The sequence below is a fragment of the Mastigocladopsis repens PCC 10914 genome (assembly GCF_000315565.1).
Taxonomy (GTDB): domain Bacteria; phylum Cyanobacteriota; class Cyanobacteriia; order Cyanobacteriales; family Nostocaceae; genus Mastigocladopsis; species Mastigocladopsis repens.
In genome coordinates, this window is record NZ_JH992901.1 from 5,541,943 (window position 1) to 5,558,982 (window position 17,040).

A 17,040-nucleotide genomic window follows, 5' to 3' on the forward strand; every position below is an offset into this window, starting at 1 on the left:
AATTCCAAAACAGGCAGTCTCAGCCCAAGAATTCACCTCTTATGGGGGTAGAAGAGTCAATAGTTGTATCGGTATCTAGAGGCAAATCACTAATGAAATTCTCCTGGAGAGTCCTACTACTCTGGACATTGCCTGCTTTGGTCATAGGCTTTTTCTTCTGGCAAGGGGCATTTTCTGGTACTCCTGCTGACATGAGTAGGAATGCAGCCAATACCCGCATGACCTATGGTCGTTTTCTAGAATACTTGGACGCCAATCGGGTAAGCAGTGTTGATTTATATGAAGGTGGTAGGACGGCAATTGTGGAAGCCGTAGATCCAGAACTCGACAACCGCATACAACGGGTGCGGGTGGATCTGCCTGCTAATGCTCCTGAAGTGATTAGCAAGTTAAAAGAAAAAGGAGTTAGTTTTGACGCCCATCCCATGCGGAATGATGGGGCAATTTGGGGACTGCTGGGTAATCTCGTCTTTCCTATTTTATTGATTACTGGACTGTTCCTCTTGTTCCGTCGTTCTAGCAATCTGCCTGGTGGTCCCGGTCAAGCCATGAACTTCGGTAAATCAAGAGCTCGCTTCCAGATGGAGGCAAAAACCGGAGTGAAATTTGACGATGTCGCAGGGATAGAAGAAGCCAAGGAAGAACTGCAAGAAGTCGTGACCTTCCTCAAACAGCCAGAAAAATTCACGGCTGTGGGGGCACGCATTCCTAAAGGAGTGCTCTTAGTCGGACCTCCGGGAACAGGGAAAACACTCTTAGCAAAAGCGATCGCAGGCGAAGCAGGCGTACCATTCTTCAGCATCTCCGGTTCGGAGTTTGTGGAAATGTTTGTGGGTGTGGGTGCATCCCGCGTACGCGACCTGTTTAAGAAAGCAAAAGACAATGCCCCATGTATCATCTTCATTGATGAAATCGACGCCGTAGGACGTCAAAGAGGTGCAGGTATTGGTGGTGGAAACGATGAGCGGGAACAAACCCTCAACCAACTGCTCACCGAAATGGATGGTTTTGAAGGTAACACTGGCATCATTATTATTGCTGCCACTAACCGTCCTGACGTTTTGGATGCAGCTTTGTTGCGTCCCGGACGGTTTGACAGACAAGTTATGGTCGATGCACCTGACGTCAAAGGACGTTTGGATGTTTTAAAAGTCCACGCCCGTAACAAGAAACTAGACCCCGGCGTTTCTTTAGAAGCAATTGCCCGTCGTACCCCTGGTTTTACAGGTGCAGACTTAGCCAACTTGCTTAATGAAGCTGCTATTCTCACAGCCAGACGGCGTAAAGATGGCATTACCAACGTAGAAATCGATGATGCTGTGGATCGCGTTGTTGCCGGTATGGAAGGCACACCTCTGGTAGATAGCAAGAGCAAGCGTTTGATTGCTTACCACGAAGTGGGACACGCCCTAGCAGGTACATTGCTCAAAGACCACGACCCAGTGCAAAAAGTAACCTTGATTCCACGGGGACAAGCACAGGGGTTAACTTGGTTTACTCCTAATGAGGAGCAAGGGTTAATAACTCGCGGTCAACTCAAAGCCAGAATTACCGGTGCTTTGGGCGGTCGTGCTGCAGAAGAAGTGATTTTTGGTTCTGCGGAAGTCACAACTGGTGCTGGAAATGACTTGCAGCAAGTAAGCAACATGGCACGGCAAATGGTGACAAGGTTTGGGATGTCTGATTTAGGACCAATATCCTTGGAAAGCCAGCAGGGAGAAGTCTTCTTGGGTCGTGACTGGATGACACGCTCAGAATATTCCGAATCTATTGCGGCTCGTGTTGATACCCAAGTCCGTATCATTGTTGAACAATGCTACGAAACCGCAAAGCGGTTCATACAGGAAAATCGCACTGTCATGGATCGGTTAGTAGATTTGCTTGTTGAAAAAGAGACCATTGACGGTGAAGAATTCCGTCAGATTGTGGCTGAGTACACTAGCGTACCTGAAAAGTCGCAGTATATGCCTACTCTCTAATCTTAACTTAGGTAGGGCTATGCCCGACTTCACTCAACAGGGATGGTTAACGCCATCCCTTTTTTGTTTGGATAAATTTGCTTTATGAGCGCAAGATTGAACTCAGAACACAGAACTCAGTAGTCAGAATAATAAACGGTAGTTATGGGGATTCTTTACTTTTGCCTTTTTACTTTTTACTTTTTACTTTTTACTTTTTACTTTTTACTTTTTACTTTTTACTTGTTCTGACGCGCGAGTTTTTATTTAATTAAGCCCTTCTAGTTAGTTGTGGATAATGAAATGAGTGAGACGGAAATCTGCAAGAGCCAGATTCGTCTAATTGATACTCCGGTCAATGACCGCTTCTAGAAAGTTGTACGCCGTATTCTCTGCTAAAGAGCTATCTACTGCGTCATCTAAGGATGAAGTATTAGCGCTTACACACATTGAACGTGCATATAAATTTTTAGTATGACCAAGAACAACAATTGTAGCCAAAGTTATGGAGACAGCAGTAAGATATACAAATTTCATGTTCAAACCTGTGGAAAACTTTAGGAATGTCTTATTGAAGCGAACAGTATGTATCGTAGAAATTATGTTTTAGCAAATGTTACTAAGAGTTTTCTTTACAATTTAAGAAGGATAGTGTTAAGCATAGATTATCCTGTAAGGTCAGTGAACAGGGTGATTTCTACTTCTTTTGTAGATGAGAAAATTGGAGCTAGAGAATTAACTGATAGCTATTTATAAAGTAGCTAATTAAATTTGCTAAAGCTAGAGAGAAAAGTCATGCAAAATTCATGACTTTAGTCATATCTAGATGATGCCACTGTGTTGTAATACAGCAGAATTCAGGAGTCAGAATACAGAATACAGTATACAGAAGTAAAACAGGCTTTATACCTGGTTTTGAGACTTAGGTTGTGTACTTCACCAAATTGAAATCTTCTGTATATGCTTTCTAATAGAATTAAGTAATCTTTAATACTTAGAAAATAACGAAAACATGATTCCAATGAATATGAAACCACAGATAAACACAGATGCACACAGATAATTTATCTGTGTGCATCTGTGTGCATCTGCGGTTCCAAATACCCTTAAACCGGATTTTTGCAAGAAATCTATTGTTGATGCCCCCTCCCCGCAAACGGGGAGGCGTTGGGGGTAGGGGTTACTGCTGATCCAAGCGCAACACTGCCATAAACGCTTCCTGCGGTACATCCACTGTACCCACAGATTTCATCCGCTTTTTACCTTTTGCCTGCTTCTGTAAGAGTTTCTTCTTCCGGCTAATGTCACCGCCGTAGCACTTGGCCAGCACATCTTTTCGTAAAGCTGGGATATGTTCACTGGCAATGACTTTACTGCCAATCGATGCTTGGATGGGCACTTTGAATTGATGGCGGGGAATCAATTCTTTTAGCTTCTCAGCCATTGACCGCCCAACGTTGTACGCTTTATCTCTGTGGACAATCATCGCCAAGGAATCAACTGGATCGCCATTAATTAAAATATCGAGTTTGACTAGGGGATTTTCCCGGTAGCCAATCAATTGATATTCCATGCTGGCATATCCCCGTGAGCGGGATTTCATCTGGTCAAAAAAGTCTGTGACAACTTCTGCCAAAGGCAACTCGTAACTGAGTGTGGTGCGTCCTTGAGTGAGATACTTCATATCTTTGAAGACACCACGCCGATTTTGCGCCAACTCCATCAAAGTGCCGACGTAAGTTTCTGGCGTAATCATATCCACTTGGACGTACGGTTCTTCAATTTTCTCCCGTTCGTTGGGAGAGGGTAAGCGACTGGGGTTGTCTATGTAGAGTTCCTCACCCTTGAGGGTATGTACCTTGTAAACGACAGAAGGAGCAGTAATAATTAAGTCCAGGTCATACTCTCGCTCTAGGCGTTCTTGCACAATTTCCATGTGCAGCAAACCCAAAAAGCCACAGCGGAAGCCAAAACCCATCGCGCTAGATGTTTCTGGTTCAAACTGTAGCGCTGCATCATTCAGTTTGAGTTTATCTAAGGCTTCGCGCAAATCTTCAAATTGGTCAGCATCGATGGGGAACATCCCGCAGAATACCATTGGGTTAGCTTCTGTGTAACCAGGTAATGGTTCAGGGGCTTTAGCGTTGGATAAGGTGATTGTGTCTCCCACCCGTGCATCAGCAACCGCTTTAATTGCTGCGGCTAAATAACCAACTTCCCCTGCGTGCAGTTCTTCAACTTGCTTTTGGGTGGGAGAAAGCACTCCTAACTCATCAATTTCGTATTCCTTGCCAGAAACCATTAGGTAGATGCGATCGCCCTTCTTGAGTGTGCCATCCATCACCCGAAAATAGACAATGACTCCTCGGTAGCTGTCGTAGTAACTATCAAAAATCAATGCCCTTAAGCGCTCATTCACCGTGTTCCGTGGCGGTGGTATACGCTCCACAATGGCTTCTAAAATCTCGTCAATGCCTATTCCTTCTTTGGCTGAGGCAAGAATCGCACCACTGCAATCTAAACCGATAATTTCTTCAATTTCCTGTGTGATCCGCTCTGGTTCTGCTCCAGGTAAGTCGATTTTATTCAAAACTGGGATAATTTCCAGGTTATGCTCTAGAGCTAAGTAGACATTTGCCAGGGTTTGCGCTTCCACTCCCTGGGAAGCATCTACTACCAACAACGCACCTTCGCAAGCAGCAAGACTGCGGGACACTTCATACGAAAAATCCACATGACCCGGAGTATCAATTAAGTTTAGTACATACTGCTGACCATCCTTTGCTTTGTAGTTCATCCGGGCAGCTTGCAGCTTAATTGTAATGCCGCGCTCCCGTTCCAAATCCATGTTGTCGAGAAACTGTTCCTTCATCTCCCGCTTGTCTACAGTGCCTGTCACTTGCAGCAAGCGGTCTGCTAGGGTAGATTTCCCATGGTCAATGTGAGCAATAATACAAAAATTGCGAATGCGAGCGGCGGGAACGTCAGTCATATACTTCTTTGCTTTAGGAGCAACAAGGGATAAAAGAGCAATATACTTAACGTATTTTAATGCTTTCTTAGCCCAGACGGTGCTATTGGACGGGGGGACAAGGAGTCAAGGGGAATAACTAATGACTCATGATTGTGGAGTATTGACTATTGACTACTGACAATTGAATATTGACTTGTGGACTTTCAAGAAGATATGAAGGTCTATACATAGCTTCTAGTATTCATCAGTTAGGGGCGTACAATAAACAACAACAAGTGCATTCATACAGACCTGACGGGGCTACTGCAACCCGCAACAGCCCCCCTGGTGTGAATAGAGCGACTTTACAAAGCCTTGGAAAAAACAAATTCAGGTATATCACCTTATGAATATGAAACAGAACGCTACCGATGCGGAACAAAGACTTGCCGATAAGGTAGAGATAGCTATTCGCCTAGACTCGGAGTTACTAGAACAAATTCAGCATCTCACCAATGACCCCAGTAAAGTGATTGAGGTGGCGATCCGCCAATGGTTGAGGGGTGAAACACCAAGAGATGACGAACTGACGCGTAACCCTGTACGTAAACCTTTACCACCTCGCGGGGAATGGAACGATTAAATTCACAAAAGCTAAAAAAAAGGTAAAAAATAAGATAGATAAGGAGGATTAAAAAATGTAAAATTTCCGATGCTAGATTTTATGACAAACAAAAATCGCCGCTTAAGTATGCTATTGCTGTAAAAATTTATTCCAAACTTTAGGCAGTGAATAGCAAAGCGTTTTGGGTTGCCATTTGTTGCCATTTATTTATCCAACTCGAGTCATGAGTATTACTGCTAACTCCCAAAGGTCGAAGGTATTGTCAAAGAATAAAGATGCTATTACCAGTAACACTAATGGCTCATGGGCAAATTTAGGAGCCGAGTTGGTGTACACGCAAGATGATACAGGACGCTACTTGACCTTTTGGTGGCAACACAGCGAATGCCTAGGGTTAAACTCTGAGCAAATAGTTGCAAACCAAAGCGGCAAAGAATATGCTTTTACCCCAGTGGATCAGGCTGCATACTTGGAAAGGTTGCAGCAGATTCTAACAACTTTAATGCCCCAAAGGTATCAGTGTTGGTTTAGCTATGGTCAGCAGCTGTTTGAGTTGGAGTTGGTCATCACTCCGATTATGCCTTCGTTGGCAAGCACCCCAACAACAGTTCTAGTTATGGGACGGCTGCTGCAAGCAGCACTCAGCAAACCAGAAGAAAACTTGGCATATCAAACACCCGTACAGCTAGATTCAGCGTTACATTCACAGCGTCACCATAAACTGATAAACCAAATTACCAGAAATATCCGACGGACATTAGATTTGGATATTATTTGGCAACAAACGGTGGATAGTTTGGGGGAAGCGTTGCAACTGGAACGCTGTATAATTTGTCCATACCAATCATCTAACACGAAAGTGCAGGTGATAGCAGAATACCGCCAACCAAACCTAGGCTCTATGCTTGGCTTGGAAATAGAGATTGCTTCTGAGCCGGGCTTTGTCCAAGCATTGGCAACACTACAACCCATTTTTGTGCAAAATCCACAACATCTCGATTTCGCTCAGCACAGAATGTTAGTGGTGACAACTTGCTACCAAGACCAGCCAAATGGATTGATTGCTGTCACTTTAGGCAAGATATGCTCCGAGATCAGCGCAGAGGAACTTGAACTAGCAAAAGAAGTGGCAGATCAGCTAGGAACAGCGATCGCCCACGCTACCTTATATAAAGAACTGGAACAAGCGCGTCAAGAAGCCGAACAAGCCACCCGCCACATCAGAGAGTTTCTCGCCAATGTGACCCATGAGCTGAGAACACCACTCAACGGCATTATCGGATTTTTAAAGTTGATTTTGGAGGGTATGGCAGACGATCCAGAAGAACAAAGGCAGTTTCTTCAAGAAGCTCACAAATCATCACTTTACCTGCTTGATATTATCAACGATATCTTAGATATTGCCAGAATTGAAGCAGACAAAATGGAACTAGAATTGCGATCAGTCTGGTTAGATGAGCTATTCAGTGATGTGGAAAGTTTTATGCGTCCTCAAGCAGAGGGAAGAAACCTCAGTCTGCGAATGCAAATGCCTGCAACTTCTGATGAAATTATCGTCTATGGTGATTACCAGCGCCTCAAGCAAGTGATGCTAAATTTAGTTGGCAATGCTATTAAATTTACTCATGAAGGCGGTATAACTATCAGTGCCGATGTTGTTCGTAAAAAAGTGATATTTCAAGACCAACAATTTCCTGGTATGGTAAGAGTGCGTGTGGCAGACACAGGTATTGGTGTTTCTCTTGACAAACAGGACAAACTGTTTCAAATATTTAGTCAGGTAGATAGCTCCCGCACTCGCCATTACGGCGGTACAGGCTTGGGATTAGCAATATCCCAAAAGCTAGTAGAGGCAATGGGGGGTGAAGTCAATTTTTACAGTTTGGGCGAAGGACTTGGCTCAACCGTAACATTTACTGTACCGCTCTATCAACAACCAGTTATGGTTTCATCCTCAGATAACGACTTATAAGATTTTTACACACGCGCCGACACCTCAAACAGCACGTCTGTACATCAAGACTTGGTAGACTAAACTGAAAAAGGTGAAGTCAAATTGGTTATATGACACATCCAATAACAGCCCGTCAGCTATTCCAAACCGCTTACGAAAGTCGTTATACTTGGGACGAAAACTTTCCTGGTTATAGTGCAGATGTGCAACTAGTTCAGGGAGATGAAGTCTATACAGGTAAGATTCGCATCAACCGCGACCTAAGCGTAGAAGTTACGGGTGTTGCAGATGAGCAAGTGGAGGAAGGTATTTATACTCAATTGCGAGATATAGTCACCCACCGTAAATGCACAAACTTTGAGCAGTCTCATGGAGAGCACGAGTTTAGCCTTGGTCAAGAAGACCCGAATGGTGCGATAGAAATCTTGGTTAAGGGCGACTCTATGGGTTCAAATTATAAAGTCCGGGGTAACGAAATTTCCCAGGTCAGTCGGGTGATGGGTCGCATGGCTTTTATCATTGATACCCACGCAAGCTTGGACACAGGTTCTGGCTACATTGCAACTCGCTATGATGCAACCTTCCGCAACTCGAAAACGAATCAAGTGACCAGTGTTCTCAAATTTGAAGATACCTATGAGAAAATTGGCGATTACTATGTGATGACTAAGCAAATTGTGCAAGAGTATAAAGATGGCACTCGTACCACAACTGAGTTTAGCTACTCCAACATTAAGCTATTAGAACCAGCAGCTGTTTCATGAAAAAGGCAGCTATGCAGAAGGTAGAAGTTCCCTCAGAAATAAATTTCAGTATTTCAAACCAAAACACCTTGCTTTGTTGGGCTTTGTCTCTTGAATAAAAAAAGACAAAAAGCCATCAAGCTGCAATTAGATCTAGGATTGTTTTAACAACGCACGAAAATAAAATTTTGGAAACTGGCTGATAGGTTAGTAGTAGCGCTTAAACGCTATGACAAGCCAATATCCAATTTTCCACCCCACCTTTAATTTACGAGGTCTACAACTATGGAACTTACAGTCGATAATGTCGAAACAGTTTTAGATGAAATGCGTCCTTATCTCATTTCTGATGGCGGTAATGTGGAACTCGTGGAACTTGAGGGTCCAGTCGTCAAACTACGGTTGCAAGGCGCTTGCGGTTCTTGTCCGAGTTCCACAATGACTTTAAGAATGGGAATTGAGCGTCGCCTCAGAGAAATGATTCCTGAAATTGCAGAAGTCGAACAAGTGATGTAAAAAGTTAGGAGTTGTAGAGACGCGTCATGGCGCGTCTCTACATAAGAGACACCTCACTCCTAACTATCCCTATGTCTCATCCTCTCTACGTCGCCTTTATTTGGCATCAACATCAGCCGCTGTACAAATCTCCCACGAGCGACGTTTCGCCGTCTCGTTCTCAACGTTATCGTCTACCCTGGGTACGTTTGCATGGTACTAAGGATTACTTGGATCTCATGCTGATTCTAGAGCGCTACCCTCGATTGCACCAAACGGTCAATTTGGTACCCTCACTCATATTGCAGCTGGAAGATTACATCGCTGGAACTGCTTTTGACCCTTACCTGGAACTGAGCCTAACACCAACAGAGCAACTCTCTGACCAACAACGGGAATTTATTGTAGAACACTTTTTCGACGCAAATCACCACACCCTCATTGACCCCCATCCCCGCTATGCTCAGTTGTACAACCAACGTCAAGAAAAAGGGCACCCTTGGTGTTTGATAAATTGGCAACTGCAAGATTACAGCGATTTATTGGCGTGGCATAATCTGGCGTGGATTGACCCCGTGTTTTGGGATGACCCAGAAATTGAAGCTTGGTTAAAGCAGGGTAAGAATTTTACTTTGGGCGATCGCCAGCGCATTTACTCTAAACAAAGAGAAATTATTAGCAAAATTGTCCCGCAACATAAGGCAATGCAGGAGGCGGGGCAGTTAGAAGTGACAACCTCGCCTTATACCCATCCCATCTTGCCTTTGCTTGCCGATACTAACTCTGGTCGTGTGGCAGTGCCTAATATGACTTTACCAGAGTCTCGATTTCAGTGGGGAGAAGACATTCCCCGGCACTTACGCAAAGCTTGGAATTTATATGTAGACAGATTTGGACAGACGCCACGAGGTTTGTGGCCATCAGAACAATCAGTCAGCCCGGAAGTTTTACCGTATATTATTAATCAAGGCTTTAAGTGGATTTGCTCAGATGAAGCAGTGCTGGGCTGGACGCTGAAACAATTTTTCCACCGCGATGGTGCGGGGAACGTTCAAGACCCGGAGTTGCTATACCGACCATATCGATTGCAAACCTCAGTAGGTGACTTAGCAATTGTCTTTCGCGACCACAGATTATCAGATTTAATTGGCTTTACCTACGGTTCCATGGCGCCAAAGCAGGCAGCAGCAGACCTAGTGGGTCACTTGCAGGCGATCGCCCGGATGCAAAGAGACAGCCAAAGCGAACAACCCTGGTTAGTGACCATCGCCTTAGATGGTGAGAACTGCTGGGAATATTATCCCCAAGATGGCAAACCCTTCTTGGACGCTTTATATCAAAGCCTCAGTAACGAACCGCACCTAAAACTTGTTACTGTCTCAGAATTTATCGAACAGTTTCCCCCAACAGCAACTATCCCAGGGCAGCAACTGCACAGTGGTTCTTGGGTGGATGGTAGCTTCACCACTTGGATCGGGGACCCTGCTAAAAATCGCGCTTGGGATTATCTAACGCAAGCCAGGGCAACTTTAGCAAATCATCCAGAAGCAACGGAAGAAAACAACGCCGAAGCATGGGAAGCTTTGTATGCCGCAGAGGGTTCTGACTGGTTTTGGTGGTTTGGTGTCGGGCATTCCTCAAATCACGATGCCATCTTTGACCAGTTATTTCGCGAGCATTTATATGGCATATACAAAGCGCTGAATGAACCGATACCGCCCTATCTCCGGCAACCTGTGGAAATTCACGAAGCACAGACAGACTGCCGTCCACAAAGCTTTATTCATCCAGTCATTGATGGTAGGGGTGATGAGCAAGACTGGGACAAAGCCGGACGCATAGAAGTCGGCGGGGCACGGGGAACAATGCATAACAGCAGTGCCATTCAGCGGCTTTGGTACGGGGTGGATCACTTGAATTTCTATTTACGGGTGGACTTCAAAACAGGCGTTCAACTAGGGCAGGATTTGGCACCAGAGTTGAATTTACTCTGGTTTTATCCCAACCAAACAATGCACAACAGTCCTGTTCCCTTGGCAGAAGTGCCGGATGCATCCCCACTGAATTACCTGTTCCATCACCATTTAGAGATTAATTTGCTGACACAATCAATACAGTTTCGGGAAGCTGGGGAGCATTATCAATGGCATCCGCGTACCAGCCGTGCTCAAGTCGCCTTGAACAATTGTTTGGAGTTGGCGATACCTTGGGCAGATTTGCAAGTTCCGCCTGATTATCCCTTACGCCTGATTTTGGTGCTTTCGGATGAAGGGCGTTTCTGCAACTATCTCCCGGAAAATGCTTTGATTCCGATTGAGGTTCCTTAATTTATTTAACACTAAGTGTAGGGGTGTAAAGGGGAAATTGGCTCTTCAAAATCTAAAATTCATAATGTAGGGGCGCATTGCCTTGCGCCTTTACACCCCTACAACCCTTCTATTCCTTTATTTTTGAGTTCACTGCCTAAGTTCTGGAAAGGTTAGGATTTGGCAAAGATATGGTAATGCTACTAGCGAAAAAAAATGTTTTTGGTTAGATTGAAAACACTTTAAAGCTCAATAAGCCTTTGTGCTTAATGAATCGCTTATCTGTTGAAAATCTTGCATTATTATATGGATATTGTAAAGCAGACTCAGCTTGGTCAAATGTGCGGTTCCAAGCTTCTATTTCGCGATCGCTACCAAATACTGCAAATTTTAGGCAAAGGTGGTTTTGGTGTGACATTTTTAGCAAAAGATGCAGTGTTACCAGGAAATCCTTTTTGTGTCATTAAACAGCTTTGTCCTAAACTCAAGAATCCCAAAAGTTGGAAACATGCATGCGAACGGTTTGAAAAAGAAGCAAAAGCCTTAGCTCGGCTAGGTCATCATTCTCAGATTCCCATGCTTTTGGACTATTTTGAAATCAATAAAGAGTTTTACTTAGTTCAAGAATATGTACAGGGTTGTACATTAGCACAAGAAGTCAAGCAAACTGGTTTAAAGAGTGAAGCAGCAGTTAAACAGTTTTTGCGAGAACTGTTACCAGTATTGCAGTATGTGCATAGAAATCGTGTAATTCATAGAGATATTAAGCCCCATAACTTGCTGCGGTGTAAAGATGATGGGCGGCTTGTACTGATTGATTTTGGCGCAGTGAAAGAAGAATTGGTTCACGCGAGTGAAATACCAATGGATACAACTGCAAACACCAATTTTGTGGGAACGATGGGATTTGCCGCACCAGAACAATTTTGTCTGCGTCCTGTTTATGCTACTGATATTTATGCGGTGGGTGTGACCTGTCTTTATCTTTTAACTGGAAAATCACCCTTAGAATTTGAGCATGACCCAAAGACGGGAGAGATATCTTGGCAAAAAGAAGTCAATGTCAGTGACTATTTTGCCCAAATTTTAGACCAAATGCTGAAAATTTCCTTAGAGGAGCGTTTTAAGTCAGCCGACGAGGTGATTTGGGCTTTGAGTATGGAATCTTATTTGCCTACTTTGAGTGACTGTTTAAGTACTCAAAAACTTGGTGAGAAAACCAGAGGAAACGAAGAAATTTCTCAGGAATACTTGCCGCCTGTGGTAAGGACTGCGATCGCCATTCGGGAGTGGAAAAAAAAGTTAAACGCCAGAAAGCCGTCAGGTAATTTGATGTGTTACTAGCCTGAGGTATCAAAAGAGTAACTATGAAGAATTAAAAATCAAAAAGTAAACAAACGAAGTTTGTGACCAAGTTAACTAGATTTAATGAAATCTTGCCAACTTTGAATGTTTAATCAATCCATAGATAAGAAGAGATAAATATAAATAAATTATCTGTGTGCATCTGTGTTTATCTGTGGTTACAAATCAAAAATATCACTGTTTTTTGTCAGATATTTCTTGTCAGTTCTTAGTTTTTATTAATACCGTATCCTCTGGCATTTGCGGATCTTCAGGAAGAGTTCTGAATGTGAAAACATAAAAAACTTTTTCAATTGAGATTTTGTATAATAGGAGGAACAATTAATCATCATAAAAAAAATCAAAATTTCAGGGATAACTTAGCGTAATGTGTCACGCAGTCGCGCCTACCAAATGATGATTTGCTGCCTTAATCCTGATTGCCCAAATCCCCTGAATACCAATGGAAAGAAGCTTTGCCAAACGTGCTGCACCCCACTGGTATCACTACTGCGAAATCGCTTTCGTATCATTCAAGTTCTTTCTGATGAAGGTGGATTTGGCAGAACATATTTAGCTGAAGATATAGATAAATTAAATGAACGGTGCGTGATCAAGCAACTAGCACCAAGAGTCCAGGATACTTGGGCGCTGAAGAAAGCAATGGAATTGTTTCAAAAAGAAGCTCAGCGACTGCAAGAACTTGGAGAACATCCTCAAATTCCAACTTTGTTGGCTTACTTTGAGCAAGATAACTACTTGTATTTGGTACAGCAGTTTATCGATGGGCAGAATTTGTTAAGGGAATTCCAACAGAAGAAGAAGTATAACCCTAGTGAAATTAAAGAAATTTTGCTAAATTTACTGCCCATCCTCAAGTTTATCCATGAACGCGGAGTGATTCATCGAGATATCAAACCACAAAATATTATCCGGCATCGAGCCTCCCTATCCTCGATCAGCGCGAATTTAGTCCTCATTGATTTTGGCTGTGCAAAGCAGTTGACGGCAAAAGTACAGATGAAAATCGGGACTTCAATTGGCTCACAAGGCTATTCGCCTATTGAACAGATCAGGGATGGTGCAGCTTATCCAGCGAGTGATTTGTTCAGTCTAGGAGCAACCTGCTTTCATTTGCTGACTGGAGTTTCCCCTTTTAAACTTTGGACGGAATATGGGTATAGCTGGGTAAAAGATTGGCAGCAATATCTGAAAAGCCCAATCCCCAGAGAATTGGCACAGGTTCTCGACAAGCTGTTGCAAAAAGATATACAGCATCGCTACCAATCAGCCCATGATGCACTTGCGGACTTGAGCATAAAGCAGCAACTACGACCGCAATTAAGAGCAGCAACTGCAACAAAGCACATCATAAAATTACCAACAAATCGGTCTCGATTTATACCTAAGTCCTATTTCTTCGTGAGAAATTCACTCTTGGCTGGCGGTACAATCTTATTATTGGGTTCGGGAGAATTTTGGTATCAGCAATACCGCCGTCTTGAACTCACAATATTTTCTAGTTTGAGTCAGCCAAACAATAGTACTGCAAATCGAGAAGTCATTTTCAATCAGCGTCCGCAAGCTCCTTTAGGCAACTTTTCCTTAGCCTCTACTGTTAAAGGATATTCCAACTCAATTTTATCTGTTGTAATTAGCCCAGATGGGAAGACAATTGCCAGTAACAGCAATCACACAATCAAGCTATTAAGTCTGGTAACAGGACAGGAAATCTCCACCTTGGAGGGGCATACCAATATGGTGAATTTCCTAGCTATCAGCCCGGATGGGGAATTGCTTGTTAGTGGTGGTGAGGATAAAACTATCAGAATTTGGAATTTAGCAACCGGACAAGAAAATCGCACCTTGAAGAGACATTCCAACTCAATTCAGACCCTTGCCTTTAGTCATGATGGCACGATGCTTGCAGATGGTAGCGATGACAACACGATTAAACTCTGGAACTTGGCAACAGGAGATGAAATTCGCACACTGACAGGACATTCTAACTGGGTTCGGTCTATTGCCTTTAGTCCCGATGGCAAAATCCTTGCCAGTGGCAGCTTTGATAAAACCATCAAACTTTGGAATTTGGCAACAGGACAGCAAATCCGCACACTGGAGGGGCATTCCGACAAAGTAACCTCTGTCGCTATCAGTCCCGATGGCAAAATCCTTGCCAGTGGCAGCTTTGATAAAACCATCAAACTTTGGAATTTGGCAACAGGACAGCAAATCCGCACACTGGAGGGGCATTCCGACAAAGTAACCTCTGTCGCTATCAGTCCCGATGGCAAAATTCTTGCCAGTGGCAGCTTTGACAAAACCATCAGACTCTGGAATTTGGCAACAGGACAGCAAATCCGCACCCTGGAGGGGCATTCCGACAGGATTCAATCTTTCGCCTTTAGTTCGGATGGAGAGACTGTTGTGAGTGGAGGTGACGATAAAACTATTAAGATTTGGCGAACATCTCTTTAAATTTTTTTGCTTTAAACGTTTTCAGGTTGTCATTGGTAAAAAAATACGCAAAAGTGTAAGAAATCCGGAATAGTATCGCCTCAATTGGTATCTACTTGTGTTCCCAAAAAAGCAAGATGTTCTCGGTTTCGTCAAAACGGCAATGTGAGAACAGCACAACTGTAGAATTGGCAAAGCTCTGTAAAGATGACTGACTCAAAAATTAAAGTGTTGACAGGTGTAGCAATCACACTTGTGGGATTTTGGGGCGTTTGGTATTGGCAATCTTCCCCTGCTGTCACTAGTGTGTCTTCTCAACTCAGTCAACCTCAAACCACATCCTTGGGAAATTTTTCTGAAGCTTTCACCCTTGCAGGACACTCCGAATCAATTTGGGCTGTTGCCATTAGTCCAGATGGACAGACTCTTGCCAGTGTTAGTGGTGACAAGACTATCAAACTATGGAATCTGGCTACCGGAAAAGAAATCCGGACTCTAGTGGGACATTCTAATTCGGTTAATTCAGTCGCATTTAGCCCTAATGGCAAAACCCTTGTCAGTGGCAGTGCTGACAGGACTATCAAACTGTGGAATCTCACTACCGGACAAGAAATCCGGACTCTTACAGGACATTTAGCTTCAGTTCAGTCTGTTGCCATCAGCGCTGATGGTTTAACCCTTGCTAGTGGCAGCTGGGATCAGAGTATTAAACTGTGGAACTTGGCTACCGGCGAGAACATCCGCAGCCTCAAGGGTGGTTGCGACGTAGTTAACACCGTTGCGTTTAGCCCAAATGGAAAGATGCTTGCCAGTGGTAACTATTTCGACAGCAGCATTAATTTGTGGGATATCGCGACGGGAAAGGAAATTCACACCCTCAGAGGGCACTCCAAGGCTGTTTCCTCGATTGCCTTTAGCCCTGATGGTGGTACCCTCATCAGTGGCAGTTGGGATCAGACTGTCAAATTATGGAATTTATCTACACAAAGAGAAAGTTATACTCTTGCAGGGCATACTAACAAGGTTTTGTCTGTCGCTGTCAGCCCTGATGGCAAGACCCTTGCCAGTAGTGGTTGGGACAAAACTATCAAACTTTGGAATTTGGTAACAGGGCAGCAAATAGCCACTCTTACAGGACATACCAACAAGGTATGGTCTGTCATGTTTAGTCCAGATGGTAAGACCCTTGCTAGTAGTAGTTTTGACAAGACTGTTAAGATTTGGGACCTTTCTTCAAAATTATGAATCATGAATAACAAATTATGCAGTTTTGCATCATTCATCATTCAGAATTCATAATTTTTCAGATTAAAAGAGTGTCAATCGATATGTACCACTTTCCTGTGCATTAGCTGAAATGACTACTATGTAGTAAGTGTCATCTTCAGGCAGCCTAGCGCGGTCAATGAGCGCACTGTACTTACCATCTTTGTCACTATCTGAAGCAACGATTTGCCCCTTAGAGTTGAGCAAGACTATATAAGGAGAAAACTGCTCAAAAATACTGTCCACACGGATACTTACAAGCTGGTCTTTCTTACCCTCAAACTTGGAAACATTGTAAGGGCTTCCATTTTGTCTCAGGGTCGAGTTCTCAGGTGTGAGTTCGCTAGATTGATCTAAAGTGTAGCTGGCTCTATCATTCCTAAGAGCTAGACTGTAGCGACCTTTATCCCCTGGGTTTTGGCTAGTGACTGCAATTTTGTAAGTACCCTCGACTGGCAATCGTACAAATATAAATGCATCCTTAACTCCTCGACTATCTACCCCTCCGCCAGTACCTCGTTTTAAGAGAACTTGATTATTAGGATCTAGCAGAAGCATGAAGGGGTCTAGACTTAAATTGTTTGAGCGACGATGATCCGCACTGCCAGTGAGTCTAATTTGAATGAGTTGATTTTCTCTGCCTTCAAACTCATAGAAATGAAAATATCTGCCTTGTGACTGATAGTCCCCCGGAGCTAGAACACCGAAGGCGATATCTACAAAATTAATCTCCCTAAAAGTAGGTGTTATGGAAGTAGCAACAGGCGAACCCACAGTGGCTGGCTTGCGCCCTGTTTGACGTGGAGGAGCAGAGAGACGACCTGAAGGCGTAGGCACTGCGATAGTCGTACCAGTTGCGGTGGGTGTGGAAGTCGTGCCCGTCGCCGCAGGTTTAGGTGCTGGGGTGGTAGTACCAGTTGCGGTGGGTGTGGAAGT

Annotated in this window: 12 protein-coding genes; 9 read left to right on the forward strand and 3 right to left on the reverse strand. The window is 43.7% G+C overall.

The genetic code is table 11. The annotated features are described in order from the left end of the window. Positions 1-92: 92 nt before the first annotated feature. A complete protein-coding gene (ftsH2, locus tag MAS10914_RS0126670) occupies positions 93-1,979 on the forward strand; it encodes an ATP-dependent zinc metalloprotease FtsH2 (RefSeq protein ID WP_026082835.1) in 1,887 nt (628 codons plus the stop codon). Positions 1,980-2,297: 318 nt separating this feature from the next. On the opposite strand, the gene MAS10914_RS35995 is transcribed toward ftsH2, so the two are convergent. Both MAS10914_RS35995 and lepA read right to left on the reverse strand, forming a co-directional pair. Continuing rightward, a complete protein-coding gene (locus tag MAS10914_RS35995; protein ID WP_232224243.1) occupies positions 2,298-2,495 on the reverse strand; it encodes a hypothetical protein in 198 nt (65 codons plus the stop codon). A gap of 643 nt (positions 2,496-3,138) precedes the next feature. Further along, on the reverse strand, positions 3,139-4,950 hold the full coding sequence (gene lepA, locus MAS10914_RS0126675) for a translation elongation factor 4 (RefSeq protein ID WP_017319004.1): 1,812 nt from the start codon (positions 4,948-4,950) through the stop codon (positions 3,139-3,141). Positions 4,951-5,317: 367 nt separating this feature from the next. On the opposite strand from lepA, the gene MAS10914_RS0126680 reads away from it, so the two are divergent. From MAS10914_RS0126680 to MAS10914_RS0126720, 8 genes are all read left to right on the forward strand, one after another. Then, entirely contained in the window at positions 5,318-5,554 is a 237-nt protein-coding gene (locus tag MAS10914_RS0126680; RefSeq protein ID WP_033365463.1) for a hypothetical protein, read from the forward strand. 205 nt (positions 5,555-5,759) lie between these two features. Further along, complete coding sequence (locus MAS10914_RS0126685) at positions 5,760-7,508, forward strand: sensor histidine kinase (RefSeq protein WP_026082836.1); 1,749 nt, start codon at positions 5,760-5,762, stop codon at positions 7,506-7,508. A 92-nt stretch (positions 7,509-7,600) separates the two neighbouring features. Next, positions 7,601-8,254, forward strand: a complete 654-nt coding sequence (locus MAS10914_RS0126690) for a DUF3386 domain-containing protein (protein WP_017319007.1) — start codon at positions 7,601-7,603, stop codon at positions 8,252-8,254. Positions 8,255-8,518: 264 nt separating this feature from the next. Further along, positions 8,519-8,749: a NifU family protein gene (locus MAS10914_RS0126700; protein WP_017319009.1), complete on the forward strand. Its 231-nt coding sequence runs from the start codon at positions 8,519-8,521 to the stop codon at positions 8,747-8,749. A gap of 71 nt (positions 8,750-8,820) precedes the next feature. Further along, on the forward strand, positions 8,821-11,055 hold the full coding sequence (locus tag MAS10914_RS0126705; RefSeq protein ID WP_017319010.1) for a glycoside hydrolase: 2,235 nt from the start codon (positions 8,821-8,823) through the stop codon (positions 11,053-11,055). Positions 11,056-11,340: 285 nt separating this feature from the next. After that, positions 11,341-12,378 carry a serine/threonine-protein kinase gene (locus tag MAS10914_RS0126710; RefSeq protein WP_017319011.1) on the forward strand — a complete coding sequence of 346 codons (1,038 nt, stop codon included), beginning with the start codon at positions 11,341-11,343 and terminating at the stop codon, positions 12,376-12,378. A gap of 417 nt (positions 12,379-12,795) precedes the next feature. Continuing rightward, the gene (locus MAS10914_RS0126715; RefSeq protein WP_017319012.1) at positions 12,796-14,859 is read left to right on the forward strand and encodes a serine/threonine-protein kinase; all 2,064 of its coding nucleotides are present in this window, start codon (positions 12,796-12,798) and stop codon (positions 14,857-14,859) included. A gap of 186 nt (positions 14,860-15,045) precedes the next feature. Beyond that, positions 15,046-16,083, forward strand: a complete 1,038-nt coding sequence (locus MAS10914_RS0126720; protein ID WP_017319013.1) for a WD40 repeat domain-containing protein — start codon at positions 15,046-15,048, stop codon at positions 16,081-16,083. Between the two features lie 63 nt (positions 16,084-16,146). Here the strand turns inward: MAS10914_RS0126720 and MAS10914_RS31190 are convergent. Beyond that, a partial coding sequence (locus MAS10914_RS31190; RefSeq protein ID WP_033365468.1) for a hypothetical protein occupies positions 16,147-17,040 on the reverse strand: 894 nt, incomplete at its 5' end.

What these genes read in the sequence shown, in the direction of transcription:
- MAS10914_RS0126710 (WP_017319011.1), top strand. Translation starts at nt 11,341, where the DNA reads ATGGATATTGTAAAGCAGACTCAGCTTGGTCAAATGTGCGGTTCCAAG.
- MAS10914_RS0126720 (WP_017319013.1), top strand. Translation starts at nt 15,046, where the DNA reads ATGACTGACTCAAAAATTAAAGTGTTGACAGGTGTAGCAATCACACTT.
- MAS10914_RS0126715 (WP_017319012.1), top strand. Translation starts at nt 12,796, where the DNA reads ATGATTTGCTGCCTTAATCCTGATTGCCCAAATCCCCTGAATACCAAT.
- MAS10914_RS0126685 (WP_026082836.1), top strand. Translation starts at nt 5,760, where the DNA reads ATGAGTATTACTGCTAACTCCCAAAGGTCGAAGGTATTGTCAAAGAAT.
- MAS10914_RS0126705 (WP_017319010.1), top strand. Translation starts at nt 8,821, where the DNA reads ATGTCTCATCCTCTCTACGTCGCCTTTATTTGGCATCAACATCAGCCG.
- lepA (WP_017319004.1), bottom strand. Translation starts at nt 4,950, where the DNA reads ATGACTGACGTTCCCGCCGCTCGCATTCGCAATTTTTGTATTATTGCT.
- MAS10914_RS35995 (WP_232224243.1), bottom strand. Translation starts at nt 2,495, where the DNA reads ATGAAATTTGTATATCTTACTGCTGTCTCCATAACTTTGGCTACAATT.
- MAS10914_RS0126690 (WP_017319007.1), top strand. Translation starts at nt 7,601, where the DNA reads ATGACACATCCAATAACAGCCCGTCAGCTATTCCAAACCGCTTACGAA.
- MAS10914_RS0126700 (WP_017319009.1), top strand. Translation starts at nt 8,519, where the DNA reads ATGGAACTTACAGTCGATAATGTCGAAACAGTTTTAGATGAAATGCGT.
- MAS10914_RS0126680 (WP_033365463.1), top strand. Translation starts at nt 5,318, where the DNA reads ATGAATATGAAACAGAACGCTACCGATGCGGAACAAAGACTTGCCGAT.
- ftsH2 (WP_026082835.1), top strand. Translation starts at nt 93, where the DNA reads ATGAAATTCTCCTGGAGAGTCCTACTACTCTGGACATTGCCTGCTTTG.